Source organism: Pseudomonas oryzicola (assembly GCF_014269185.2).
In the GTDB taxonomy this organism is placed as follows: Bacteria; Pseudomonadota; Gammaproteobacteria; order Pseudomonadales; family Pseudomonadaceae; genus Aquipseudomonas; species Aquipseudomonas oryzicola.
In genome coordinates this window covers 3,403,667-3,427,864 of sequence record NZ_JABWRZ020000001.1, presented here as the reverse complement: position 1 = coordinate 3,427,864, position 24,198 = coordinate 3,403,667, and the positions used below count along the sequence as shown (strand labels likewise).

The following is a 24,198-nucleotide window of genomic DNA, read 5'->3' as shown; positions in this document are numbered from 1 at the left end:
GAACAATGCGAAGGTGCCATGCCAGGCACAGTCCCGGTGCAGGAGCGATCAGGCCGCGTCGGCGGCAGTCTTTTCGACAGCCTTGCTGCGCCCACCCAGCCAAACCAGCAGCAGCCCGGCTGCCGCGAGTACACCACCGGCCATCGGCACCGCCGCATAGCCCAGGTCCAGGCTGATCACCGCACCACCCAGCGCAGCGCCCAGGGCGTTACCCAGGTTGAATGCACCGACGTTGATCGACGAGGCCAGCCCCGGCGCCTCGATGGCCGCGATCATCACCCGCATCTGCAGCGGTGGCACCACGGCAAAGGTGAACATGCCCCACACCAGCAAGACCAGGGCGGCGCCGATATGGCTGCCCAGTACCAGTGGCATCAGCAGCATGATTGCCGCCAGCGCTGCGAGGAAGATGCGCGCTGCACCGTCCAGCGACCAGTCGGCCAGGCGCCCCCCCAGGCTGTTGCCCAGGGTGAAGCCGACGCCGATCAGCACCAGGCCGAGGGTGACGAAGCTGTCCGAGGCGCCGGTCAGTTCGGCCAGCACCGGCGCGACATACGTGTACAAGGTGAACATGGCACCGGCGCCGAGCACGGTGGTAGCCATCGCCAGCAACACGCTGGGGCGGGCGATCACGGCCAGCTCCCTGCGCACATGTGGCACGCTGCCGCGTTCTCCCTTGGGCAGGGCGAACCACAGCGCGGCCATGGCCAGCAGGCCCAGCGCGGCGGTGCCGGCAAAGGCCATGCGCCAGCCGACCTGCTGGCCGACCCAGGTGGCCGCTGGCACGCCGCCAATGTTGGCGATGGTCAGGCCCATGAACATGGTCGCCACGGCACTGGCCTGTTTCTCCTTGGGTACCACGCTGGCCGCTACCACCGCGCCAAGGCCGAAGAACGCGCCGTGGTTGAGGCTGGTGACCAGCCGCGAGGCGAGCAGGGTGTAATAGTCCGGCGCCAGCGACGACAGCAGGTTGCCCAGGGTGAAAATGGCCATCAGCGCCATCAGTGCCGCGCGCTTGCCGAAACGGCTGAACAGTAACGTCATTACCGGCGCGCCGACCATCACGCCAATGGCATAGGCGGTAATCAGCATGCCGGCACTGGGGATGCTCACGTCGACGCCCTGGGCGATCACCGGCAACAGGCCCATCGGGGTGAACTCGGTGGTGCCGATGCCGAAGGCGCCGATGGCCAGGGCGAAGAGTACCCGGCCGCTTTGCATTGCTTGAGAAGTCATGGCGATCAATCCCAGGCAGGGGCCAGGCCGTCGGGGCTGACTTCGCGGCCATTGCGTTCCAGCGTGGCAATCCGGGCCATGTCATCGGCGTCTAGCAGCAGGCTCTGGGCGAGCAGGTTGCTGGCCAGGTTCTCGCGCTTGGTAGACGACGGGATTACCGCGTAGCCCTGCTGCAGGGCCCAGGCCAGGGCAACCTGGGCGACCGTGGCCTTGTGCCTGGCGCCGATGTCGGCGAGTACCGGGTCTTTCAGGACCTTGCCGTAGGCCAGCGTCATGTACGAGGTGACGGTGATGCCTTGTTCTTTGAGAAAGCTCACCAACTTGTGGTTCTGCAGATACGGGCTGAGCTCGATCTGGTTGGTGGCGATCTCGCCTTTGCCGACCACTTCGATGGCTTGGCGAGTCAACTCGATGTTGAAGTTGGACACACCGATCTGGCGGGTCAGGCCCAGCGCTTTGGCTTCGGCCAGGGCGGCCATGTACTCGGGCAGTTCAACGCCGTTGCCTGGGGCTGGCCAGTGGATCAGCAGCAGGTCGACATGGTCGGTGCGCAGTTTGTGCAGGCTTTCGCGCAGGCTGGGGATCAGTTTGTCGGCGGCGTAGTTGGCTACCCAGATCTTGGTAGTGATGAACAGCTCGCTGCGCGGCACGCCGCTTTCGGCGATGGCCTGGCCGATTTCTGCCTCGTTGTCGTAGATCTGCGCGGTGTCGATGACCCGGTAGCCCAGCTCCAGGGCTGCCTTGACTGAATTGATGACGGCCTGGCCAGTGAGGCGGAAGGTGCCAAGGCCGAAGGATGGAATGCTCATGATCTGTTCCTGGTAGAGGGGTGAACAAACCGAGCCTGGAGGCTCAGGCTCGTGCGATCTTGGTGTGGCGAACAGTGTGCGGCTTCGGCGAGCATTGATTAAGCGCGGCCGGCGCCAAGATCATTTGACCTGAGGGCAAGAATCCGCCGTCGGGCCGTGATCGAAAGGCAGCCAATTGAAGCTGGTGGCCCCTGAGGCCGGTCCGAGGGCGCCAGGGACGGCAATGATCGCGGTCAATCGTCGATCAGCGCCGGGATGGGCTGCAGCAGCCACAAACCTCGAAGCGACTGGATTTGTTGCTCCAGGCTGGAGGCAACGCCAAGGCGCCGCGCCTGTCGGTCCTGGGCAAGGAGGTTTTCCAGGATCTCCAGCAGATCGCGTGACTGATCGTTCGCAGCGCTGGTGGTGACATCGGTTTGTAGTTCGGCCTGCTGATAGGTGCGCACACGCTCCTGCTGAGAGGCCTGTTGCGTCGCTGTGGCCTCGATCATCACGTTATTGACAAATGCCATGCGCGTAGAGCTGCTGGCCTGGTCATGGACCTCATGGTAACGGTAGTCCTGCGATTCGCTGTCAAGGCCGAGTCGCAGTTCCACCCATGGATTGAGGCTTTCGTGCCAGGACGCCTTCAGCTCGCTTCGCTGGTCCTGTTGCAGGCTCAGGTTCGCTGCTCCTCCCTTGAGGGTGGTCGTCTGGGAGACGTTGTAGTCGAAGCTATCTACTTCATTCTTGCGCATGGGATTGCTTCGCCGCTCGGGCTGGGTCACCGAAGCAGTGAAGTCGGCCATGCCACTGAGCAGCAGGCGGCTGGTCTTGTTCAGCAGGGTGTGATGATTCGTTGGGCGCGGGGTGGTGTCGTCCACGCTATTAAGTTGGCGGAACGCATCCTTGAACAGCGTCATCAGCTGTTCATCGCCGTTTCCGCGTTTCTGCGCGGCATCGAATTGATTCAGGTAGTTTGACACTGCCGCTTGCCGTTGCACCTCGCTGCCCAGCAAGGTGCCACCTTGGGTGTCGAAGTTCAGTTTCACGTTGCCGGATGGTGCTTGCAGCTCCAGGCTGCGCGTGTGCTCGTCCATTTCCAGGGCAAACGTCTGCTGAGCGCCGCCTGCGGTTTGCAGCTGTGCCTTGAATTGCAGGCCGGTGAAGAGCGTGGGGTCAAGCTTTACCAGCGAGCCGAGCCTGAGGCTCGGGGGTTCTTGGGTAAGGCCGTTGAGGGCGGTCTGGAAAGTGCCTGCCATCATCGACAGGCCTTTGAGTTCGTTGGCAGTCAGACTGCCTCCGAGAACCTCGGCATCTACAGCCAAGCCGCTGGCGCTGTTGAACAGCCCTAATGAAACGGTCGCGCCAGAGGCCGTGTTCAGGGTGAAAGTCACGCTATCCGTGGCGAATTCACGCAGCCTGGCCTGTTGCAGGGCAAGCAGCATGGGCTCGGTTGCCGCGCCGTTGTTCACTGCCAACCCTGACTGCGAGATACGTTGCCCGCCAGTGGCTGCCAGTTGTTCCAGCAGGGCTGCGCCCAGGCCCTGAAACCGGGCTGCGGTGGAGGAGGATTGAATTGCGCTGTACATCAACATGCTCAGCTTGTCGATACCGTCCTGCTCCCAGACATAGCGAACCTGGCCACTGCCGAGGGTGCCTTTGGCATTGTAAGTATCAATGTCGGCGCTGGAGGGTGACTGTCCGATGCTGACCCTGCTGCTTGCAGCCGTTGACCTTGCGGCTTCTACGGAATTGCCTGATGGTGTCGTTGATGCAGTAATGTAGGTCGGTGTCGTGCGTATGATCGCTGTAATCGGATTCATTCACGCTCCCTGCGTTTTCCGGTACGTTCGTCCATGATTGTCGGCGAGCCAGCAGCGAACTTGAATTTTTGAGCAGACAACGAAACGGCCCGCCATGAAGGCGGGCCGCAAGGTATTGCAGGGGACGATCAGCGGCGGCGGAACAGTGGCAGCGGCTCGTCGGTGGCGGCCTGGTAGGTCACCGAGAAGTCTTTCAGGCTTTGCAGGGCGTCGTCCGGGTCCTTGTCGGCACGGATGGCGAAGGCGTCGAAGCCGCAACGGGCCATGAAGAACAGCTGGTCGCGCAGCACGTCACCAATGGCACGCAGCTCACCCTTGAAGCCGTAGCGCTCACGCAGCAGGCGCGCATTGGAGTAGTTGCGCCCATCGGTGAAGGCCGGGAAGTTCAGGGCGATGACCTGGAAGTGCTGCACGTCGTCGCCGATTTCTTCCGCTTCTTCATCGCTGTCCAGCCACACACCCAGGCCACCGTCGCGGGCCTTCAGTGCATGGGCATGGTCGCGCCACATCTGCAGCGGGACAATGTAGTCGTCGCAGTTGGTCAGCTCGTCGAATGAGGTGTCCTTGGGCAGCAGGTGCCAGGTTTCGTCGACGATCTGGTTGTTCTTAATGATTCGCTGCATAGACGCGTTCCTTGAAGGGGTCGATGCCGATACGCTGGTAGGTGTCGATGAAACGCTCTTCCTCGGTACGTTGCTCGACGTACACGGCGATCAGCTTCTCGATCACATCGGCCATGTCGTCCTGGGCGAAGGACGGGCCGAGGATCTTGCCCAGGCTCGCGCCACGCGCGGCATTGCCGCCCAGCGACACCTGGTAGAACTCCTCGCCCTTCTTGTCCACGCCGAGAATGCCGATGTGGCCCACGTGGTGGTGGCCGCAGGCGTTCATGCAGCCGGAAATGTTCAGGTCGATTTCGCCGATGTCGAACAGGTAGTCCAGGTCGTCGAAGCGGCGCTGGATGGATTCGGCGATCGGGATCGACTTGGCGTTGGCCAGCGAGCAGTAGTCACCGCCCGGGCAGCAGATGATGTCGGTGAGCAGGCCGATGTTCGGGGTGGCGAAGCCGGCCTCGCGCAGCTCCAGCCACAGTGCGTGCAGCTGGCGCTGCTCGACGTCGGCAAGAATGATGTTCTGCTCGTGCGAGGTGCGCAGGAAACCGAAGCTGTAGCGCTCGGCCAGGTCGGCCACGGCGTCCAGCTGCTTGTCGGTCAGGTCGCCCGGGGCTACACCGGTGGGCTTGAGCGACAGGGTCACGGCCACATAGCCCGGGCGCTTGTGGGCGCGGGTATTGCGCGAACGCCAGCGGGCAAAACCTGGGTACTCGGCATCCAAGGCGCTGTAGTCGACGTTGTCGAGTGCCAGGTAGTCCGGGTCGACGAAGTGGCGCGAAACGCGCTGCACTTCGGCCTCGGTCAGGGTGGTGCTGCCGCCGCGCAGGTGGACCATTTCGGCCTCGACCTTCTCGGCGAACACTTCCGGGGTAAGGGCCTTGACCAGGATCTTGATCCGCGCCTTGTACTTGTTGTCACGGCGGCCGTAACGGTTGTACACACGCAGGATGGCATCGAGGTAGCTGATCAGGTCCTGCCAGGGCAGGAACTCGTTGATGAACGAGCCGACTACCGGGGTACGGCCCAGGCCGCCGCCGACCAGCACGCGGAAGCCCAGTTCGCCAGCGGCATTGCGCACCGGCTCCAGGCCGATGTCGTGCACTTCGATGGCGGCACGGTCTTCCTGCGAGCCGTTGATGGCAATCTTGAACTTGCGCGGCAGGTAGGCGAATTCCGGGTGGAAGGTGGTCCACTGGCGGACGATTTCACACCAGGGGCGTGGATCGATGATTTCATCTGCAGCGACACCGGCGAACTGGTCGGTGGTGGTGTTGCGCAGGCAGTTGCCGCTGGTCTGGATCGCGTGCATCTGCACGGTGGCCAGCTCGGCGAGGATGTCCGGGACGTCTTCCAGCGCCGGCCAGTTGAACTGTACGTTCTGGCGGGTGGAGATGTGGGCATAGCCCTTGTCGTAGTCGCGGGCGATCTTGGCCAGGGTGCGGACCTGGCGGGCGTTCAGCTGGCCGTACGGCACGGCGACACGCAGCATTGGTGCGAAACGTTGGATGTAAAGGCCGTTCTGCAGGCGCAGAGGGCGGAATTCTTCTTCGCTCAGTTCCCCGGCCAGGTAGCGGCGGGTCTGATCACGGAACTGCTTGACGCGGTCCTCGATGATCCGCTGATCGTACTCGTCGTATACGTACATAAAAGTCCTGTCTCAGGCATGCAGCTATTCGCGCGCACGGCCGCGCACTCCGCATCGGAGCCGGGGAACGATAGCAGGTTGCGTTTATGCGCTAAAGTGATGTTTTTGCATATGAAAAGAACCAAACGGACTATGTGAGACTGAATGCCGTTTGTGCGCTGGCTGCGCCCTCGCGTTTATAATGCCGGGTTTGTTTTGCAGGGATTCCCCCATGCTCAAGGCGTTGTGCCAAAGCTTGTGTCTTGTCTTGCCACTGGCGGCAAGTGCGCAACCGGTTTCGGTGGTTTTCCTCAACCCGGGGCTGTCCACCGAGACGTTCTGGACCACGTATACCCGCTTCATGCAAGCGGCTGCGGACGAGCTGGGCATGACCCTGCGCGTGGAATACAGCGAGCGCCGCGCTGACCTGGCGCTAAGCCACGCCAGGGCGATCCTGAACGGGCCGCAGCGGCCGGATTACCTGGTGCTGGTCAACGAGCAGTATGTGGCCCCGGAGATCATGCGCCTGTCGCGTGGCACCGGGGTCAAGCTGTTCCTGGTCAACAACGGCCTCACCGCCAGCCAGGCGCTGAGTATCGAGGCCCAGCCTGACAAGTATGCCGAGCCCCTGGGCACCTTGGTCAGCAACGACGAGGAGGCAGGCTTCCAGATGTTGCACCAGATGGTCGCACAACTGCCCCGTGACAGTGGGCCGGTGGACCTGTTGGCCTTTGCCGGGGTCAACACCACCCCGGCCTCGCAACTGCGCGTGGAGGGCATGCGCCGCGCCTTGGCCGACTACCCTCAGGTGCGCCTGCGCCAGGTGGTATACGGTGGCTGGAACCGTCAGCGCGCCTATGAGCAGGCGCAGCAGCTGCTGTTGCGTTATCCGGACACCCGCCTGGTGTGGTCGGCGAATGACGAAATGGCTTTTGGCGCCATGCAGGCGTTCGAGGAGGCAGGGCGCCGACCGGGGCATGACGTGCTATTCGGTACCATCAACAGTTCGCCCGAGGCGCTGCGTGCACGTATCGACGGGCGCCTGAGTGTCCTGTTGGGCGGGCATTTCACCCTCGGTGGCTGGGCCATGGTGATGCTGCATGATGATGCCCAGGGGGTGCCGGTGAACCGTGACGGCCTGCGCGAGCACCGCGTGCCGGTGTTGCAGGTGATCGACCAGGCCAAGGCAAAGCGCTGGCTGGAACTGCTGGAACGTAGCGACTACGGCGTCGATTTCCTGCATTACAGTGCCGAAGGGCGGCCGGCCAGCTACCAGTACCCGTTTCTGACGTCACCGATCAATTATTGAAAGACCCTGCTTGAGCGAAGGGCATTGCTCGTCTTAACTGCTGGTGGTGAAGTGCATTCCCATAACCACTACAAGAGGCAATGCAATGGGAAACTCAACCAAAGTCCGCAAAGCTGACAGTAGCGTCGATGCCTGGGCGATCCTCTGCCTGATCGTTCTGGTGGTGGTCACCGCCGTGTATTGGGTCAGCCACCAGTAGACTTGTATTCAAAGACCGTGATGCAGCCAGTGCACCTGCGGGAGGGAATCCCGCAGGCGTTTTCCTGCTGCCGGCGATGTGGCGAATGCAGGCTAGCGGGCCAGGTGCAGGGCCAATTGCACCAGGCCGATCAGTATGGCGATGAACACCAGGGTGAACAGCGTCCCCAGCGCGATGAAGTGGCTGGCCTTGCCGTGAGTGAAGTCGCGGGCGCGGTTCTTGCCGCTTTGCACGCCGAAGGCGGCGGCGAGGATGCTGTGCAGCATCTGCCAGAAGGTTGGGGGTTTGCCCTGGCTGGAATCGTCCATGGTGGCTCCTGGGGAAATCGGAGGCTATCAGGGACAGTGTAGGCAAAGAGGTTGAGGCTGGCTTTACCGGTTTCTTCGCGGGCAAGCCCGCGAAGAAACCAGTGGCGAATTAGCTGTCGTATCCGAGGTTGGGCGCCAGCCAGCGCTCGCTCACGCTGATGTCCTGGCCTTTGCGCGCGCTGTAGTTTTCGATCTGGTCCCGGTCGACCTTGCCTACGGCAAAGTACTGCGCCTGCGGGTGGGCAAAGTACCAGCCACTGACCGCCGCCGCCGGGAACATCGCAAAGTGATCGGTAAGGAACACGCCGCTCGGCCCGGTCTCGCCGATGGCCGTGCCATCGAGCAGGCGGAACAGGGTTTCCTTCTCGGTGTGGTCCGGGCAGGCCGGATACCCCGGCGCCGGGCGGATGCCGCGGTACTGCTCCTTGATCAGCGCCTCGTTGTCGAGGTGTTCGTCGCGGGCATAGCCCCAGTGCTCTTTACGCACCTGCTCGTGCAGCCATTCGGCACAGGCCTCGGCCAGGCGGTCGGCGAGGGCCTTGACCATGATCGAACTGTAGTCGTCGCCCTTGTCCTGGTAGGCCTTGGCCACTTCCTCGGCACCGATGCCGGCGGTGGTGATGAAACCGCCCACGTAGTCGGTAACGCCACTGGCCTTCGGTGCGACGAAGTCGGCCAGCGACCAGTTGGGCTTGCCGTCCGGCTTGATGGTCTGCTGGCGCAGGTGATGCAGGGTGGCCAGGGCCTGGCCGTTGTCGCCGTACACTTCGATATCGTCATCGGCCACCTGGTTGGCCGGCCAGAAGCCGAACACCGCGCGGGCGCTGATAAGCTTTTCGTCGATCAGCTTGTCGAGCATCTCGCGCGCATCCTTGTACAGCGCCGTGGCAGCCTCGCCCACCACCTCGTCGGTGAGAATGCGCGGGAACTTGCCGGCCAGGTCCCAGGAAATGAAGAACGGTGTCCAGTCGATGTATTCGGCCAAGGTGCGCAGGTCGATGTTCTCCAGCACCTTGACGCCAGTGAAGGAGGGCACTGCCGGCTGGTAGCTGGCCCAGTCGTACTGCGGCTTGGCTGCAATGGCCTGGGCGTAGCTCAGGCGCTCGGTGCGGGCACTGCGGTTGGCGGTGCGCTCGCGCACTTCTTCATATTCCTGGCGGGTCTTCTCGACGAAGCCGGCTTTCAACTCCCTGGACAGCAACTGTGTGGCCACGCCCACGGCACGCGATGCGTCGGTGACATAGACCACCGCGTCGTTGCTGTACTTGGGCTCGATCTTGACTGCAGTGTGCGCCTTGGAGGTGGTGGCGCCACCGATCATCAACGGCAGTTCGAAGCCCTGGCGCTGCATTTCGCGCGCCACGTGGACCATCTCGTCGAGTGACGGCGTGATCAGGCCGGACAGGCCGATGATGTCGCACTTCTCGTCGCGAGCGGTTTGCAGGATCTTTTCGGCCGGCACCATCACGCCAAGGTCGACGATGTCGTAGCCGTTGCAGCCCAGCACCACGCCAACGATGTTCTTGCCGATGTCGTGCACGTCGCCTTTCACCGTGGCCATCAGGATCTTGCCCTTGGCCTCTGGCTTGTCGCCTTTCTCGGCTTCGATGAACGGAATCAGGTGCGCCACCGCCTGCTTCATCACGCGGGCCGACTTGACCACCTGCGGCAGGAACATCTTGCCCGCACCGAACAGGTCGCCCACCACGTTCATGCCGCTCATCAGCGGGCCTTCGATCACTTCGATGGGGCGCGCGCATTGCTGGCGGCATTCTTCGGTGTCTTCGACGATGAACGCCGTGATGCCTTTCACCAGCGCGTGCTCCAGGCGCTTCTCCACCGGCAGCGAGCGCCACTCTTCGTTTTCCACTTCACGGGTTGCGCCGCCGCCCTTGTAATTGTCGGCGATGGCCAGCAGTGCGTCGGTGCCATGTGGGGTTCGGTTGAGCACGACGTCTTCGACCTTTTCCCGCAGCTCGGCAGGGATCTCGTCGTAGATCTCCAGCTGGCCGGCGTTGACGATACCCATGGTCAGGCCGTTCTGGATCGCGTGGTACAGGAACACCGAGTGGATCGCTTCACGCACCGGGTTGTTGCCACGGAACGAGAACGACACGTTGGACACGCCGCCCGAACTCAGTGCGTACGGCAGGTGGTCGCGGATGTAGGCACAGGCCTCGATGAAATCGACGGCGTAGTTGTTGTGCTCCTCGATACCGGTGGCGACGGCGAAGATGTTCGGGTCGAAGATGATGTCTTCCGGCGGGAAGCCCACTTCGTTGACCAGGATGTCATAGCTGCGCTGGCAGATTTCCTTCTTGCGCGCGGCGGTGTCGGCCTGGCCGACCTCGTCGAATGCCATCACCACCACGGCGGCGCCATAGCGCTTGCACAGGCGGGCATGGTGCTTGAACTGCTCGACGCCTTCCTTCATGGAAATCGAGTTGACGATGCCCTTGCCCTGGATGCACTTCAGGCCGGCCTCGATCACCTCCCACTTGGACGAGTCGATCATGATCGGCACGCGCGAGATATCGGGCTCGCCAGCGATCAGGTTGAGGAAGCGGACCATGGCGGCCTGGGAGTCGAGCATCCCTTCGTCCATGTTGATGTCGATCACCTGGGCGCCGGCCTCGACCTGCTGCAGGGCGACTTCCAGGGCTTCGGTGTAGTTCTCCTCGCGGATCAGCCGGGCGAACTTGGCGGAGCCGGTGATGTTGGTGCGCTCGCCGACGTTGACGAACAGCGACTGGCGGTCGATGGTGAACGGTTCCAGGCCTGACAGGCGGCAGGCCTTGGCGATTTGCGGAATCTTGCGCGGCGGGTACTTGGCCACGGCTTCGGCGATGGCCTGGATGTGGCCCGGGGTGGTGCCGCAGCAACCGCCGATGATGTTGAGGAAGCCGCTGGCGGCGAATTCCTCGACCACGGCGGCCATTTCCGCCGGGGTCTCGTCGTACTCGCCGAAGGCGTTCGGCAGGCCGGCGTTGGGGTGGGCCGAGACGTGGGTGTCGGCCTTGGTCGCCAGCTCCTCCAGGTATGGGCGCAGGTCCTTGGCGCCGAGCGCGCAGTTCAGGCCCACGGAAATCGGCTTGGCATGGCGAACCGAGTTCCAGAAGGCCTCGGTGGTCTGGCCCGACAGGGTGCGCCCGGAGGCGTCGGTGATGGTGCCGGAGATCATGATCGGCAGTTCGATGCCGTCGTCTTCGAACACTTGCTGCACGGCGAAGATCGCTGCCTTGGCGTTGAGGGTGTCGAAGATGGTCTCGATCAGCAACAGGTCGGCGCCGCCCTCGATCAGGCCGCGGGTGGCCTCGATGTAGTTGGCGACCAGTTCGTCGAAGGTGACGTTACGGTAACCGGGGTCGTTGACGTCCGGGGAAATCGAGCAGGTGCGGCTGGTCGGGCCGAGTACCCCGGCGACGAAGCGTGGCTTGTCCGGGGTTTCCAGGGTCTTGGCGTCGGCCACCTGGCGGGCGATGCGTGCGCCCTCGACGTTCAGCTCGTAGACCAGCGACTCCATGCCGTAATCGGCCTGGGAAATCTGCGTGGCGTTGAAGGTGTTGGTTTCGAGGATATCGGCCCCGGCATCCAGGTAGGCCTTCTCGATGGCCGCGATCACATCGGGGCGGCTGAGCAGCAGCAGGTCGTTGTTACCTTTGACATCGCTTGGCCAATCAGCGAAACGCGTGCCACGATAGTCGTGTTCCTCCAGCCGGTAGCTTTGGATCATAGTACCCATGCCGCCGTCGAGGATCAGGATGCGCTGCTGGAGTGCGTTCTGGAGTGCTTGGAGACGAGCGCTACGGTCGGACATAGGAACTACCTGGTCGGGCAAATTTCAGAAGGTGCCGAATCATAACAAAGCTGCGCGGTTTTTAGGCATGTCGCCCATTTGCATGAAAACTGCTCATGTTGGCGGGCGTCTGCAAGCGGTGCATCCAAGGACGACCAGGCAAACGTGATGGCTTTCAACACCCAGGACTTTCCGCACATGGTGCATCGTATCCTTGCCGCCGCTTTCGCGCTGTTGATCAGCAGCGTGGCGTTCGGGCAAGCCCCCCAATCGAGCCCGGCTATCTCCTATACCCGGGACATCCAACCGATCTTCACCGAGAAATGCGTGGCCTGCCACGCCTGCAACGACGCCGCCTGCCAGCTGAAGCTGGAAAGCCCTGAGGGCGCGGTGCGGGGGGCCAGCAAGGTCCCGGTGTACCAGGGTGACCGCAGCAAGGCGGTGCCCACCACGCGGCTGTTCTACGATGCCCACAGCGAGGCGCAGTGGCGCAAGAAGGGCTTCTACTCGGTGCTCGACAGCCAAGGCAGCCAGGCCGCGCTGATGGCGCGCATGCTCGAACTGGGGCACAAGACCCCGCTTACGCCCAATGCCAAGCTGCCCGAGGACATCGTCCTGGGCCTGAATCGGGAAAACATGTGCCCCTTGCCTCACGAGTTCGACGCCTATGCCGGCGCCCACCCCAGGGAGGGCATGCCACTGGCGGTAACCGGGCTGACCGACAAGGAGTACGACACCCTGCGCCGCTGGCTGGCCGCCGGGGCGCCGGTCGAGTACCAGCCAATCAAGCCAAGCGCAGCCGAAGCCACGCAGATCGCCGAATGGGAAGAACTGCTCAACCGCCCCGGTTCCACCGAGGCACTGGTCGGCCGCTGGCTGTACGAGCACCTGTTCCTGGCCCACATCTACTTCGCCGGTGGCGAGCAGGGCCACTTCTTCCAGTGGGTGCGCTCGCGCACGCCAAGCGGCCAGCCGGTCGACCTGATCGCCACGCGCCGCCCCAACGACCCGCCGGGCACCGATTTCTATTACCGCCTGATTCCGGTGCAGGGCGTGATCGTGCACAAGACGCATATCACCTACCCGATGGGGCCGCAGAAACTCAAGCGGGTCAAGCAACTGTTCTACGCCGGCGACTGGCATGCCACCGCGCTGCCAGGCTACGGGCCGCGCCACCGGGCCAACCCGTTCGAGACCTTCGAGGCGATCCCGGCGGTGGCGCGCTACCAGTTCATGCTGGATAACGCCGAGTACTTCGTGCGGACCTTCATCCGTGGCCCGGTCTGCCGTGGCCAGATCGCCACCGATGTGATCCGCGACAACTTCTGGGCGTTGTTCCAGGAGCCGGCCCATGACCGCTACATCACCGACGCCAAGTACCGGGGCGAGGCCACGCCGCTGCTGGCCATGCCCGGGCAGATCGATGACGTGGGCAGTGTGCTGAGCCTGTGGCACGCCTACCGCGACAAACGCAACGAGTACGAGAAACTGCGCCGCGAAGCCTATGCCGACATGCCGGCGCCGGGCTGGGCGACGTTGTGGGCCGGCAACGATAATGCGCTGCTGAGCATCTTCCGCCACTTCGACAGCGCCTCGGTGACCAAGGGCCTGGTCGGCGATGTGCCGCTGACCGTGTGGCTGTTCGACTACCCGCTGTTCGAGCGCACCTATTACCAGTTGGCGGTCAACTTCGACGTGTTCGGCAACGTTTCGCACCAGTTGCAGACCCGTCTGTACTTCGACCTCATCCGTAACGGTGCCGAAGTCAACTTCCTGCGCCTGATGCCGGCCGACCAGCGCAAGGTGATCCTCGGCGACTGGTACCAGAACAGTGGCAAGGTGAAGATGTGGATGGACTACGAGGAAATCGACACCGACACCCCAACGGGCATCAAGCTCGACCCGCGCGACCCCAAGCGCGACTTCGGCCTGAAACTGTTGCAGCGCACCGGCAGCCTGAATGCCGCGCCCGACCCGATCAACCGCTGCCAGGGCGCATACTGCTCTCGGCCGCAGATAAGCGCAGAATTCCGCAATGTCGAGCAGGCACTCAGCCGCCTGGTGTCGCGCCCGGCTGCCGGGTTGAAGGTGATCAACCAGCTGCCCGAGGCGACCATGCTGCGCATCGAAGGGGCGGGTGGCCAGCGTCAGGTGTACAGCTTGCTGCGCAACCGCGCGCACAGCAACGTGGCTTTCCTGCTGGGAGAGGCATACCGCTACCAGCCGGGGCTGGATACCCTGACCCTGTACCCGGGCGTGCTCAGCAGCTACCCGAACTTCATCTTCAATATCCCGGCCGGGGATGTGCCGGAGTTCGTCGAGGACATGGAATACGCGAAGGATGATGCCGCGCGCTTAGAGCGCATCGTCATGCGCTGGGGTGTGCGTCGCAGCCACCCCGAGTTCTGGCGCTACTTCCATGACCTGAACAGCTTCATCAAGGAGACCGAGCCGGCCGAGGCGGGCGTGCTGGACATGAACCGCTACGAGAACCTCTGATCGGGCGGGCTGACCTTTCCGCATACCCTGCGGTCGGAAGCGCTGGGTGGCCCGGGCTGCCATGCAGCCCAAAGGCCTCAACGCACCGGCAATCGCAGGGTATTCCATGCTGTATTCGCTTCAGGCACTGCGGGCGTTCGCCGCCTGGGTGGTGGTCTGCCACCATTTCATGCAGATCTTCTTCGACTTCCATGCCACGGGCCCCATCGGCCAACTGCTTACCGACCGTGGCGCTGTAGGCGTCGATATCTTCTTCGTCATCAGCGGGCTGGTCATCTACCTGTCGACCCGTGACAAGACCATCGAGCCTCGCCAGTTCCTGCTCAACCGGGTGCTGCGCATCGTTCCGGCCTACTGGTTCTACACGGCGTTGATGGCCACGCTGCTGCTGGCCTTCGGTCAGTGGATGCCACACCAGGCATTCAGCTGGCATCACCTGATGCTGTCGCTGTTGTTCATCCCGGCGGAAAACCCGGGTGGCTACGGCTTGTATCCGACCCTGAACGTGGGCTGGACGCTGAACTTCGAGATGTTCTTCTACCTGCTGTTCGGCCTGGCCTTCCTGGTGCGCCAGCGTCATCACCAACTGCTGGTTACCGCCGCGCTGCTGCTGGCCAGCGAAGTGTTGGGGCGGCTGGGCGTGCTCAGCCGCTTCTACAACAACGACATCATCTACGAATTCCTGCTCGGCATCGGCCTGGGCGTGCTGCACCGCAGCGGGCTGATCCGTCAGGGCCGCTGGATGCCGTTGATGCTGCTGGTACTGGCCGGCCTGGCGATCTATTACCTGGACGCTTCCCGGCGGTTGCTGAACTGGGGGCTGCCGAGCGCAATGATCGTGCTGGCCTTCGTCGCCCTGGAGCCGCTGTTCCGTGGCAACCGGCTGCTCAAGGCCCTGGGCGACTGCTCGTATTCGGTGTACCTGGTGCATGTGCTGGTGCTGTATGTCGGCTGGTTCGCCAGCCAGCGCCTGCAATTGAACCCTTACCTGGTGTTCGCCCTGTGCGTGCCGTCCATTGGACTAATGTCGTGGTTCAGCTACCGCTGGCTGGAGCGCGGCCTGTACCGGCGCCTGCAGGCCTGGCTGGCGGCGCCACGGGAGCCAGCCCCTGAATATGCGCTTTCCCGAGTCAAATACTAGGACTTTGTTCGAAGGCCGGGTTGGCGTACACTTGGCCGCAAGTCTGTGAGGAACCTACATGAGCGCTATAACCATTACCGACGCCGCCCATGATTACCTGGCCGATCTGCTTTCCAAGCAGAATACGCCTGGCATCGGCATTCGCATTTTCATCACCCAGCCAGGCACCCAGTACGCCGAAACGTGCATCGCCTACTGCAAGCCGGGCGAAGAGAAACCTGACGACACCGCCGTGGGCCTGAAGAGTTTCACTGCTTACCTGGATGCCGTCAGCGTGCCGTTCCTGGAAGACGCGCTGGTCGACTACGCCACCGATCGCATGGGTGGCCAGCTGACCATCAAGGCGCCGAACGCCAAGGTGCCGATGGTCAACGAAGACAGCCCGATCAACGAGCGCATCAACTACTACCTGCAGACCGAGATCAACCCTGGGCTGGCCAGTCATGGCGGCCAGGTGAGCCTGGTGGACGTGGTCGACGACGGCATCGCCGTGCTGCAGTTCGGGGGCGGTTGCCAAGGTTGTGGCCAGGCCGACGTAACCCTGAAGGAAGGCATCGAGCGCACGCTGCTCGAGCGCATTCCCGAGCTGAAGGGCGTACGCGACGTGACTGACCACAGCCAGAAAGAGAACGCCTACTACTAAGGCTGGGTGGCCGCTCCTGCAAGGCCGCGCACTTAGCAACAAAGTGTTACTGTTTCAAGCCCTGCGACAACAGGCCGCAGCCCGTATTCAAAGGGCTGCAGCCGACCATCGTCTTGCCCGGGTAGAACCCCTCGGGGTGTCATGCCAGAATGCCCCGGCTTTTCGTCCGGCCCGTCCCGAGGGTCGGCACCTTCCCTGTAAAGGACGGTTTCATGAATGATCTATATACCCGGCGCGCGGTTGTCGCCGGGATGGGCGTTCTCGGGCTTGGCCTGCTGGCAGGCTGCAGCCCGGCCCGGGGGCTCGAGTTCAAGTACGGCAAGAACATGAGCAACGAGATCCTGGGGCGCAAGTTCAGCCTCAAGGACACCCAGGGCAATGTGCGCACCCTGTCGAGCTTCTACGGCAGCATGCCGATGATCTTCTTCGGCTTTACCCAGTGCCCGGCGGTCTGCCCGACCACGCTGGCGCGCGCTGCACAAATCCGCAAGCTGCTCAGAGGCCGCGATCGCGACCTGTTCCAGGTGGTGCTGATTACCCTGGACCCGGAGCGCGACACGCCGGAAGTGCTCGATGCCTACGTCAAGGCGTTCGACCCGTCGTTCACCGCACTTACCGGCACCCCCGAGGAAATTGCCGCAGTCGCGAAGGAATTCAAGGTGTTCTACGAGAAGGTCCCGGCTGGGGATACCTATACCGTTTCCCACTCGTCCACCAGCTATGTCTACGATACGCGCGGCACGCTGCGCCTGAGCCTGGGCCATTCGCTGACCGCTCAGGAATGCGCCGAAGACCTGGTTACCCTGATGGAGATCTGCTGAATGTCGATGCAACCGATCAAGCGCGGCCTGGCCGCCCTGGTCCTGATGGGCCTGGCCCTGCCAACCCTGGCCCAGACTACCGTGAGCGATGCCTGGGTGCGTGCCAGTGTGCCGCACCAGCAGTCCACCGGCGCCTTCATGACCCTGACCGCCAGCAGCGACAGCAAACTGGTGGGCGTGGCATCCAGGGTGGCCAAGACCGTTCAGGTGCACGAGATGACCATGAACGGCGACGTGATGGGCATGCGCGAGGTGAAAACCGTCGAGTTGCCAGCCGGCAAAGCCGTGACGCTGAGCCCGAATGGCCTGCACGTGATGCTGATGGGGCTGAACAATCAGGTGAAGGAGGGTGAGAAAGTGCCGCTGTCCCTGACCTTCGAAGATGCCAAGGGCGCCAGGGAAACCGTGGACGTGCAGGCTGAAGTGCGAGCGCTCACCGCCGAGGCGGACGCAGGGCATGAACACATGCACATGAATCACTGACAGATTTGAAACAGGGCCGCAAAGCGGCCCTGATCTTTTCAGCTGCGAAACTTGGGCAGTGGCCTGTCGAGCGTCAGCGAGGTAAGGGTCTTGCGTACCTGGGCCTCGTCGGCCTCCAGGGCCTTGAGGTTCGCGCGGATCTTGCCGGCGGCGGGCACATCGCCCTGCCGGTCGATCCAGTCGGCAATCTCCTTGCAGGCGCTGCTCAGGCAGGCTTGGCGCTGGTTTATCAGCGACAGCAGGGTCGTGAGCTCTCTTTCGGACATGGCAGGATCCTCCGTTCAGCTCTGTCAGTGTAGCAGTGGCTGGCTGGAACGCCTGAGGCCGGCTGTCGCAGTTCAGGCCTGCAGGCAAGCGCTGCGGTAGGCCCCTGGTGTCACCCCATAGGCCTGCTTGAACTGCCGGCTCAGATGACTCTGGTCGGCATAACCCAGGTCGAATGCCACCTCCGAGGCTGCCCAGCCACGCTTGAGCATCTCCCGTGCCCGAGCCAGGCGGCGCTGCTTCAGCCAGGCATGTGGTGGCAGGCCGGTGGCCTGGCGGAACACCCGGGCGAAATGGAACGGTGACAGGTTGACCGCCGCCGCCAGCGCTTCCAGCGAGGGCGGGTCGGCCAGCTGGCTTTCCAGCAATTCGCGGGCGCGAGCCACTGCCAGCGGTTCCTGGCCGGGAGCCGCAGGTTCGGCGCATTGCCCGTGGCGCTGCACCAGGGCCAGCACCGCCTGGCGCCAGGCGGTCTGTTGCTGCAGGGCACTGGCGCCGGCTTCGGACAGCTGGTGCAGCTGGCTGAAGGCGCTGGCCAGGGCCGGGTCCTGGATTACGCTGTCCTTGAAGCGGGGCATGCCGTGGCGGCCCAGTTCCAGTTCCTTGAGCACCCCGGTTACCCGCTCGTGCTCCGGGTAGAAGCCACGGTAGCGCCAGCCGGCTTCGTGGGCGGTGGCGCCGGTGTGCAGCTCGTCTGGGTTGATCAGCACCATACTGCCGACCGGTGCCAGGTGTTCGCTGCCACGGTGCCAGAAACGCTGGGCGCCCGACTCGATCACGGTGAACACATAGCCTTCATGCACATGCGGGGCGAAGCGCTGCTGGAAATAGCGTGCGTGCAGCATCTCGACGTCGCCGAGTGCCGGCGCCTGCCAGAGGTGTGTCTGTTCGCGCAGGGGCGTGCTCATGCCAGCCAGCTGCGCAGGAGGTAGAAAATCACCATGCTCACCAGCATGCTCAGCAACACGCTGCGGGTCAACAACACCAGGGCGACGGCCACCAGCGAGCCCAGCAGGTAGGGGTTGAGCAGGCTCAGGTTGAGTTGGTGCCCGGGCATGAAGATGATCGGGGCGCAGATCGCGGTAAGCATGCCCGGAACGGCAAAACCGAGGAATTGCCGGGCGTTGGAGCTCAGGCGCAACGGCAGGCGTGGCTCCAGGAACGCATAGCGGTTGAGGAACACGATGACGCCCATGGCGAAAATCAGGATCCAGGTCATGCTCGGGCTCCGGCGAATTTCTGGCAGATGAAACCGGCACTCATACCCAGCAGGCCTGCCGCTACCAGGGCGGTTTCCCAGTGCCAGTGGCTGAACAGTACCGAGCAGAACAGCGATACTGCCACGCATACCAGCGTGGCCAGGTTGCGCACCAATGGCGCGATCAGGGCAACGAAGGTAGCGACGATGGAAAAGTCCAGGCCGAACTGGTCCAGATGGGGAATGTTCTGGCCCAGCACGATGCCGGCCAGGGTAAACAGATTCCAGGCGATATAGAACGTCAGGCCCACGCCCAGGGCATACCAGCGGTTGAATTGCTGCTGGTCGTACTGGCTGGTAAGGGCAAAGAACTCGTCGGTCAGCAGGAAACCCAGGCCCAGCCGCCAGCGCAACGGTTGGCGCGATAGCAGCGGGCGCATCGACAGGCCATACAGCAGGTGTTGTGAGGTCAGCAACAGGGTGGTCAGCAGGATTGACGCCAGGTTGGCACCGCCCTTGAGCATGCCGATGGCGACCAGTTGCGCTGCCCCGGCGAAGACAATGGCCGACAGCCCTTGCCCCTGCCAGGCGCTGAGGTTGGCCTCGATGGCCATGGAACCGGCCAGCAGGCCCCAGGGGGCGACGGCCAGCGACAGCGGCAGGCTGGCGATGGCGCCGTGGAGGAAAGCTTGGCGTGCAAGGTGGGGCATGATGGCTGCAGTGCGTGTACAAGGTAGGCCAGCATGCCAGATGGCGCGGGGGAATGGCTTGAACGATCTTGCTGGTCGACGCGGTTCCTTGTCGGCGCACCTGTGTCGCAATGGGGCGTGCTCAGGGGTGGCTGCTCAGATGCTGTTGCGCCGTTACGCAGCCGTTTATCTCAACCGCCTTTTGCAGCAGGCTCTGGCGGTGTTGCGGGTCGAGGTCGCCGAGCAGGCGGTACACCTCGGCCTGGTAGTCGCGCTGGCGCCCCCATTGCATTTCCAGCCCTTGTGGCCTGCTGCGGTTGCAAGCCAGACGTGTGGCGGGCTGCGGGTAGTAAGGAGCATACAGAGTGGCCATGCTGGGGATGGCTTCCAGCGCGGCACGGTACTCGCTGCTGGCGTTGTAGGGCGGGCACCAGGTGGCGATGGCCGGCGCCGCTGCGGCAAAGCCCTGCTTGAGGCTGGCTTCGAGCAACGGGCAGGCGGCATCCGGGATTTGTGCAGCGGGCAGGTAGGTCATGTAGTACAGCGCCAGGCGGTACTGTGCAACCGGGTGGCCCAGCTCCACCGACTTTTTCAGCAAGGCAACCGCAGTGGGCAGCGTGTGGGCCATGGCCTGGCCCTGGCGGCTGAGTTCCGGGTCAGCGCTCATGACCGTACGCAGCGTGCTGGCACTGTCGTCCGGGCTGTCGGCCTGCTCCAGCAGTGGCAGTGCCTGGCGGTAGAGCAGGTCGGCATGCGGATCGATGCGTACCTCAAGCGCCTGCGTGGCCAGCGGTATCAGGGCGATCAACAGCGGGGGCAAGCGAAGCATGCGGCTCACAGGCAGGCTCCATGGCGGGCCAGGTACTGATGGACGGCTTCGATGTTCATGGCGGTCAAGCGTGCGCCTCGCGCAGATCGGAACGACGGCCTATTCTAGCCACCCAAGGGGCCTGGCCGGAAGAGCATCCGGCAACTGTCAGACGAGCTTGACGGGCGTGCCCTTGCGTTGCGCGTGTTTTTCCTGGGCCAGGCCAAGCTTGGCGGTGATGACCTTGGCCAGCGCATTGTTGCCCAGGTCGTTCAAATGCAGGCGGTCGATGAACAGGTCGGCGCCGAACACCGGTGAGCTGCTGAGCATGCAGTTCATGTCGTAGCAAGGGACCGGGTCGGCCTGGTGCTTGATACGGCGGAAGAAGGCCGAGTGCAACTGACTGTCGAATGCGCCGTCCAGCAGCCGGTCGAAATTTGCCGGTTGCCGCTCCAGCGCGTCCAGCATGGCTTGCTCGCCAGCTGGCAGGCTATCCCGGCACCAAGGTAGCAGCGGTTGCAGGATGAAGGTGAGGGTGGAGTGGTTGTCCGCCAACAGACGGTCCCATTGCAGCAGGGTGCGGCCAATGTGGTCGGCGGCGCGAGCCATGCGTTTTTCCGGGGGCGACAGCGGCCAACTGGCTGGTGTTTCGACCGGAGGCGGCGCCACCAAGGCCTGGCTGATGCGCCGCCAAAGTGACGGCCGGCGGGGCGCCGCGGCAGGCTGCATGCCTTCGCTGAAACTGTTGAGAAAGTCCTGATAGGCCTTGGCGTGCTGCGGATCGTGCGGGTTACCGAGGACTTCGCAGAGGGCTTCATGGGCCAGGCTGTTGACGCCGCTGAGCACCACCACATGCCCAAGCTGGCCAAGGCGATGCTGGTGGGTGAGAAACATCAGCAGCTCCTGGCTGGCATTGAGCCCGCAACCGGCCAGGCTCAGCCAGACTTCGCCGGTAAGCATCGACAGGTGCGAAGCGACCGTGTGTTCATCGGAGCTCGCGCCGATGCCCAGGGCGGTGGAACCACCGACCAGCAGGTTGATGCGCGCTGCACCACCGCGCTCGGCCGCCGAAAAGCGCTTGCCGGCGCAATGACTGTAGCGCAGGCCCAGGGCATCGGTGTTGATGGTGCCGGAGCGGTAGCCGGTTTCATGGATATGCGCAATGTGCGGGGCACGCCGGCTGCCCAGCAGCAGAAAGCGCTGGTAGTCCTGTTGCAATGCTGAAGGCGCCCGGTTCGGGTCTGTCGCTGTCATGGGTTCTCCTTCTGTTGCAACGGGCGCCTGCAGCACTCAGGCTGCCAGTTCCCTGAGGTTGTACAGCAGGCCACCGGCAGCGATCAGCAGTAGGGCGACGCCCGAGGCCAGGCTGATCATGCGGTTGCTGCGCTGCGAGGCGATCTTGCCGATGGCGAAGATGTACAGGCTGAGTACGGCAAAGTCGATGGCCACCCACAGCAGCGACAGCACCACCATGCTCTTGCCGAACGATTCGGTAATCTGGATGAACTGCGGGAAGAACGCGATGAAGAAGATGATGTCCTTGGGGTTGGAAATGCCCACCATGAAGCCTTGCAGCAGCCCGCCGCGGCCGGGCTTGGCCACCTCGGCCGGGGCCTCGTCTGCAGTTGCCCCCAGGGCTTCCCTCAGGGTGCCCACGGCGATATAGCCGATGAACAGGCAGCCCAGCAGGCTCATGGCGCTCAGCCAGGTCTTGTCGATGGCGGCGCTGGTGAGGATGATCCAGGCGGCCGCGCCGATCAGCACCAGTGAAGCCCAGTTGGTACCGACGGCGGTGAACATGGCCTTGCGCGAGCCAGAGGCGGCTGCGGTGTTGACGATCAGTGCCACCACCGGGCCAGGTGTGGCGATCAGCAGCAGGACAGTAAGGGCGTAGGTAGCGGTGAGTGCGGTATTCACGGTCAGGTCTCGATCAGTAGGTCGGGTGTGGCCGAGTGTGCGGCATGGGCATGGAATGGGCAGCGGGAGGGATTGAGCGACCCTGCCTCCTGCAGTTGGTACTGCTTCCACTCGTAATTGTCGGCATCGCCGAAGAAGCCAAGGGTGTCGGGCATGACACCGTCGTTGTAGTGGCGCACGCGTTCGCGAATGCGTTCGCGGATCCGCTGGCCACTTTCGGTATTGGCGTTGGCCACTTCGTCGAAGTTGGCCCGAGGGTTGATGACGAAGGTGATGTGCGGCCCCAGGTTGCGGCTTTTCATCTGCTGGTGGCCGGGGAAATTCATGTTGATGAACAGCGGCATGCCGGCATAGCAGAACGACCAGCCATTGTCTTCTGGATCGGTCGGTATGCCTTGCGGCCAAGGGTGCGGATCGCGCGCATGCACGCCACGCAACACTTTCCAGGCCAGCGCCTGTTGTTCGGCCAAGGTGTAGTCGGCAGCGGTTTCGAGGAATACCACCAGCGGGCTGCCGATACGCTGCTTGGTTGGGATCGGTGCGACCGTGCGCACGTAATCGGCCAGGCCCTGGGCAATGTCGTCGGCCAGTTGCTCGGCGCGGGCGAAGAGGATGTGGCAGGTAGCGCCGTTCACAGCCTTGCGGCCGAACAGGCAAGGGAACTCGGGGTTGGCGAGGACAGTGCGAAAATGTTCTATGGTTTTGTAGGTCCAGTGTTGCGTGTACCGGACATGTTCAGCGGCCAGCTCCAGTGCGTCCAGGCGATAGCAGGTTCCATAACCCGTAAACATGATTTCCCCAGGCGTTTATTAGATGATTTTTCCAGTCATATGCAGGCAGGATCTTGGTTATCTTTATTATTTACCTGCATTTTCCGAGACGATTCGGGCGTTGTAAAACGCGTGGAACTATGACCTACTATTAGTCTTGTTCATGCTCGGGGCGTCGCCATGTCGGAACGGATTCAGGCCTTGCACGCGCTGCGTGCCTTCGAGGTGGCCTCTCGCTATGGCTCATTTACCCGTGCCGCGGAAGAGCTGGCCCTGACCCAAGGGGCCGTCAGCCATCACATCAAGACGCTCGAAGCCATGTTCGGTTGCGATCTGTTCGAGCGGCGCGGGCCGAAACTGGCCCTGACCGAGCACGGCCGCCTGCTGGCACAGGAGCTCAAGGTAGGCTTCAAGATCATCGAGAATGCCTGCGCCCTGCTGCGCCAGGATCGCTATGGCCTGCGCCTGAAGGCTCCGTCCACGCTCACCGTGCGCTGGCTGCTGCGGGCGCTGGATGCGTTCAAGAAAGTCGAGGACACCTGTAGCGTGCAGCTGTCCAGCGTGTGGATGGACATTGACAACGTGGACTTCTATTCCGAGCCCTACGACTGCGCAATCCTCCTGGCCAACGGGCGCTTCCCCGCCGATATCGAGAGTTTCAAGCTGTTCGACGAGTGGCTGGTCCCGGTGTGTCATCCCGACTACCTGACCCAGGCGCAACCGGACCTGGCCGACCTGGCTCAGTGCGAGCTCCTGCACCCGTCTCCCGACCGGCGCGACTGGCGGCGCTGGCTGGCACGCATGGATGCGCTGGACATCAGCATCGACCGTGGGCAAGTGTTCGATACCCTCGACCAGGGTATCTCTGCTGCCCAGCAAGGCCTAGGTATCTCGGTGGTCGACCTGGTGCTGGCCAGCGCCGACCTCGGGGCGGGGCGCCTGGTCACACCATTCAAGCACGCGGTGGCCACTGGCGACGGTTATTACATGACTTGGCTCAAGGCCAGCCCCAAGGCGCGGCAGATGCACAAGCTGCGCGAGTTCCTGTTCAGCCAGGTGCCGCCGCTGGCCTGCAAGGACATCAACTACCTGTATGGCTGAAATCGTCCTCGGGCAGGACGTATGCCGGCGAAGCGGTCTTGTGGCGAGGCATTTGTCTTTGGGGGTTCAGCGCGTGCTGGTGCCAAGCCCAATTCCCGTCAGGGCCGGTGCGCTCGCAAAAGGTAAATGAGCGGTCACAGGCACAGCCGCCATGGAGGTAGAAT

22 protein-coding genes are annotated in these 24,198 nt (G+C 63.2%); 7 read left to right on the top strand and 15 right to left on the bottom strand.

Translation table 11 applies throughout. The features are described 5' to 3' along the window. Window positions 1-48: 48 nt before the first annotated feature. The 5 genes from HU760_RS15725 to HU760_RS15705 all read right to left on the bottom strand — a co-directional run bounded on the left by HU760_RS15725 (window position 49) and on the right by HU760_RS15705 (window position 6,109). A complete protein-coding gene (locus HU760_RS15725) occupies window positions 49-1,236 on the bottom strand; it encodes an MFS transporter (RefSeq protein ID WP_225932819.1) in 1,188 nt (395 codons plus the stop codon). A gap of 5 nt (window positions 1,237-1,241) precedes the next feature. Further along, a complete protein-coding gene (dkgB, locus tag HU760_RS15720; protein ID WP_186675769.1) occupies window positions 1,242-2,045 on the bottom strand; it encodes a 2,5-didehydrogluconate reductase DkgB in 804 nt (267 codons plus the stop codon). Between the two features lie 233 nt (window positions 2,046-2,278). Beyond that, complete coding sequence (locus tag HU760_RS15715) at window positions 2,279-3,850, bottom strand: hypothetical protein (RefSeq protein ID WP_186675766.1); 1,572 nt, start codon at window positions 3,848-3,850, stop codon at window positions 2,279-2,281. Between the two features lie 128 nt (window positions 3,851-3,978). Next, window positions 3,979-4,473 (bottom strand): DUF934 domain-containing protein, encoded by a 495-nt coding sequence (locus HU760_RS15710; protein WP_186675763.1) that lies wholly within the window; start codon window positions 4,471-4,473, stop codon window positions 3,979-3,981. After that, a complete protein-coding gene (locus HU760_RS15705; protein WP_186675760.1) occupies window positions 4,457-6,109 on the bottom strand; it encodes a nitrite/sulfite reductase in 1,653 nt (550 codons plus the stop codon). The genes HU760_RS15710 and HU760_RS15705 overlap by 17 nt, the downstream gene beginning before the upstream one ends. A gap of 211 nt (window positions 6,110-6,320) precedes the next feature. On the opposite strand from HU760_RS15705, the gene HU760_RS15700 reads away from it, so the two are divergent. Further along, entirely contained in the window at window positions 6,321-7,397 is a 1,077-nt protein-coding gene (locus HU760_RS15700; RefSeq protein WP_186675757.1) for an ABC transporter substrate-binding protein, read from the top strand. 291 nt (window positions 7,398-7,688) lie between these two features. On the opposite strand, the gene HU760_RS15695 is transcribed toward HU760_RS15700, so the two are convergent. Together HU760_RS15695 and metH are read right to left on the bottom strand one after the other, a co-directional pair. Beyond that, entirely contained in the window at window positions 7,689-7,904 is a 216-nt protein-coding gene (locus HU760_RS15695) for a DUF2970 domain-containing protein (protein ID WP_024086649.1), read from the bottom strand. Window positions 7,905-8,013: 109 nt separating this feature from the next. Then, window positions 8,014-11,721 carry a methionine synthase gene (gene metH, locus HU760_RS15690; RefSeq protein ID WP_186675754.1) on the bottom strand — a complete coding sequence of 1,236 codons (3,708 nt, stop codon included), beginning with the start codon at window positions 11,719-11,721 and terminating at the stop codon, window positions 8,014-8,016. A 177-nt stretch (window positions 11,722-11,898) separates the two neighbouring features. Between metH and HU760_RS15685 the strand changes: the two genes are divergently transcribed. The 5 genes from HU760_RS15685 to HU760_RS15665 all read left to right on the top strand — a co-directional run bounded on the left by HU760_RS15685 (window position 11,899) and on the right by HU760_RS15665 (window position 17,287). Further along, on the top strand, window positions 11,899-14,199 hold the full coding sequence (locus tag HU760_RS15685; RefSeq protein WP_186675943.1) for a fatty acid cis/trans isomerase: 2,301 nt from the start codon (window positions 11,899-11,901) through the stop codon (window positions 14,197-14,199). Window positions 14,200-14,305: 106 nt separating this feature from the next. After that, window positions 14,306-15,340 carry an acyltransferase family protein gene (locus HU760_RS15680; protein WP_186675746.1) on the top strand — a complete coding sequence of 345 codons (1,035 nt, stop codon included), beginning with the start codon at window positions 14,306-14,308 and terminating at the stop codon, window positions 15,338-15,340. A gap of 58 nt (window positions 15,341-15,398) precedes the next feature. Next, complete coding sequence (gene nfuA / locus HU760_RS15675; RefSeq protein ID WP_003250416.1) at window positions 15,399-15,983, top strand: Fe-S biogenesis protein NfuA; 585 nt, start codon at window positions 15,399-15,401, stop codon at window positions 15,981-15,983. 212 nt (window positions 15,984-16,195) lie between these two features. Next, the gene (locus HU760_RS15670) at window positions 16,196-16,804 is read left to right on the top strand and encodes an SCO family protein (RefSeq protein ID WP_024086651.1); all 609 of its coding nucleotides are present in this window, start codon (window positions 16,196-16,198) and stop codon (window positions 16,802-16,804) included. After that, window positions 16,805-17,287 carry a copper chaperone PCu(A)C gene (locus HU760_RS15665; protein ID WP_186675744.1) on the top strand — a complete coding sequence of 161 codons (483 nt, stop codon included), beginning with the start codon at window positions 16,805-16,807 and terminating at the stop codon, window positions 17,285-17,287. 38 nt (window positions 17,288-17,325) lie between these two features. On the opposite strand, the gene HU760_RS15660 is transcribed toward HU760_RS15665, so the two are convergent. The 8 genes from HU760_RS15660 to HU760_RS15625 all read right to left on the bottom strand — a co-directional run bounded on the left by HU760_RS15660 (window position 17,326) and on the right by HU760_RS15625 (window position 22,954). Then, complete coding sequence (locus tag HU760_RS15660) at window positions 17,326-17,553, bottom strand: hypothetical protein (RefSeq protein ID WP_186675742.1); 228 nt, start codon at window positions 17,551-17,553, stop codon at window positions 17,326-17,328. Between the two features lie 72 nt (window positions 17,554-17,625). Next, window positions 17,626-18,459, bottom strand: a complete 834-nt coding sequence (locus tag HU760_RS15655) for an AraC family transcriptional regulator (protein ID WP_186675740.1) — start codon at window positions 18,457-18,459, stop codon at window positions 17,626-17,628. Beyond that, window positions 18,456-18,770: an AzlD domain-containing protein gene (locus HU760_RS15650; protein WP_186675738.1), complete on the bottom strand. Its 315-nt coding sequence runs from the start codon at window positions 18,768-18,770 to the stop codon at window positions 18,456-18,458. The genes HU760_RS15655 and HU760_RS15650 overlap by 4 nt, the downstream gene beginning before the upstream one ends. Then, window positions 18,767-19,459 carry an AzlC family ABC transporter permease gene (locus tag HU760_RS15645; protein ID WP_186675736.1) on the bottom strand — a complete coding sequence of 231 codons (693 nt, stop codon included), beginning with the start codon at window positions 19,457-19,459 and terminating at the stop codon, window positions 18,767-18,769. Before HU760_RS15645 ends, HU760_RS15650 begins: the two co-directional genes overlap by 4 nt. 121 nt (window positions 19,460-19,580) lie before the next feature. Next, a complete protein-coding gene (locus HU760_RS15640; RefSeq protein ID WP_186675734.1) occupies window positions 19,581-20,276 on the bottom strand; it encodes a sel1 repeat family protein in 696 nt (231 codons plus the stop codon). 138 nt (window positions 20,277-20,414) lie between these two features. Further along, entirely contained in the window at window positions 20,415-21,500 is a 1,086-nt protein-coding gene (locus tag HU760_RS15635) for a hypothetical protein (RefSeq protein ID WP_186675732.1), read from the bottom strand. Window positions 21,501-21,536: 36 nt separating this feature from the next. Then, window positions 21,537-22,163, bottom strand: coding sequence for a LysE family translocator (locus tag HU760_RS15630; RefSeq protein WP_186675730.1), 627 nt, complete (start codon window positions 22,161-22,163; stop codon window positions 21,537-21,539). Between the two features lie 2 nt (window positions 22,164-22,165). Further along, complete coding sequence (locus tag HU760_RS15625) at window positions 22,166-22,954, bottom strand: YqcI/YcgG family protein (RefSeq protein WP_186675728.1); 789 nt, start codon at window positions 22,952-22,954, stop codon at window positions 22,166-22,168. A 159-nt stretch (window positions 22,955-23,113) separates the two neighbouring features. On the opposite strand from HU760_RS15625, the gene HU760_RS15620 reads away from it, so the two are divergent. After that, window positions 23,114-24,034: a LysR substrate-binding domain-containing protein gene (locus HU760_RS15620; protein WP_186675726.1), complete on the top strand. Its 921-nt coding sequence runs from the start codon at window positions 23,114-23,116 to the stop codon at window positions 24,032-24,034. Window positions 24,035-24,198: the final 164 nt, after the last annotated feature.

What these genes read in the sequence shown, in the direction of transcription:
- HU760_RS15725 (WP_225932819.1), bottom strand. Translation starts at nt 1,236, where the DNA reads ATGACTTCTCAAGCAATGCAAAGCGGCCGGGTACTCTTCGCCCTGGCC.
- dkgB (WP_186675769.1), bottom strand. Translation starts at nt 2,045, where the DNA reads ATGAGCATTCCATCCTTCGGCCTTGGCACCTTCCGCCTCACTGGCCAG.
- HU760_RS15715 (WP_186675766.1), bottom strand. Translation starts at nt 3,850, where the DNA reads ATGAATCCGATTACAGCGATCATACGCACGACACCGACCTACATTACT.
- HU760_RS15710 (WP_186675763.1), bottom strand. Translation starts at nt 4,473, where the DNA reads ATGCAGCGAATCATTAAGAACAACCAGATCGTCGACGAAACCTGGCAC.
- HU760_RS15705 (WP_186675760.1), bottom strand. Translation starts at nt 6,109, where the DNA reads ATGTACGTATACGACGAGTACGATCAGCGGATCATCGAGGACCGCGTC.
- HU760_RS15700 (WP_186675757.1), top strand. Translation starts at nt 6,321, where the DNA reads ATGCTCAAGGCGTTGTGCCAAAGCTTGTGTCTTGTCTTGCCACTGGCG.
- HU760_RS15695 (WP_024086649.1), bottom strand. Translation starts at nt 7,904, where the DNA reads ATGGACGATTCCAGCCAGGGCAAACCCCCAACCTTCTGGCAGATGCTG.
- metH (WP_186675754.1), bottom strand. Translation starts at nt 11,721, where the DNA reads ATGTCCGACCGTAGCGCTCGTCTCCAAGCACTCCAGAACGCACTCCAG.
- HU760_RS15685 (WP_186675943.1), top strand. Translation starts at nt 11,899, where the DNA reads ATGGTGCATCGTATCCTTGCCGCCGCTTTCGCGCTGTTGATCAGCAGC.
- HU760_RS15680 (WP_186675746.1), top strand. Translation starts at nt 14,306, where the DNA reads ATGCTGTATTCGCTTCAGGCACTGCGGGCGTTCGCCGCCTGGGTGGTG.
- nfuA (WP_003250416.1), top strand. Translation starts at nt 15,399, where the DNA reads ATGAGCGCTATAACCATTACCGACGCCGCCCATGATTACCTGGCCGAT.
- HU760_RS15670 (WP_024086651.1), top strand. Translation starts at nt 16,196, where the DNA reads ATGAATGATCTATATACCCGGCGCGCGGTTGTCGCCGGGATGGGCGTT.
- HU760_RS15665 (WP_186675744.1), top strand. Translation starts at nt 16,805, where the DNA reads ATGTCGATGCAACCGATCAAGCGCGGCCTGGCCGCCCTGGTCCTGATG.
- HU760_RS15660 (WP_186675742.1), bottom strand. Translation starts at nt 17,553, where the DNA reads ATGTCCGAAAGAGAGCTCACGACCCTGCTGTCGCTGATAAACCAGCGC.
- HU760_RS15655 (WP_186675740.1), bottom strand. Translation starts at nt 18,459, where the DNA reads ATGAGCACGCCCCTGCGCGAACAGACACACCTCTGGCAGGCGCCGGCA.
- HU760_RS15650 (WP_186675738.1), bottom strand. Translation starts at nt 18,770, where the DNA reads ATGACCTGGATCCTGATTTTCGCCATGGGCGTCATCGTGTTCCTCAAC.
- HU760_RS15645 (WP_186675736.1), bottom strand. Translation starts at nt 19,459, where the DNA reads ATGCCCCACCTTGCACGCCAAGCTTTCCTCCACGGCGCCATCGCCAGC.
- HU760_RS15635 (WP_186675732.1), bottom strand. Translation starts at nt 21,500, where the DNA reads ATGACAGCGACAGACCCGAACCGGGCGCCTTCAGCATTGCAACAGGAC.
- HU760_RS15625 (WP_186675728.1), bottom strand. Translation starts at nt 22,954, where the DNA reads ATGTTTACGGGTTATGGAACCTGCTATCGCCTGGACGCACTGGAGCTG.
- HU760_RS15620 (WP_186675726.1), top strand. Translation starts at nt 23,114, where the DNA reads ATGTCGGAACGGATTCAGGCCTTGCACGCGCTGCGTGCCTTCGAGGTG.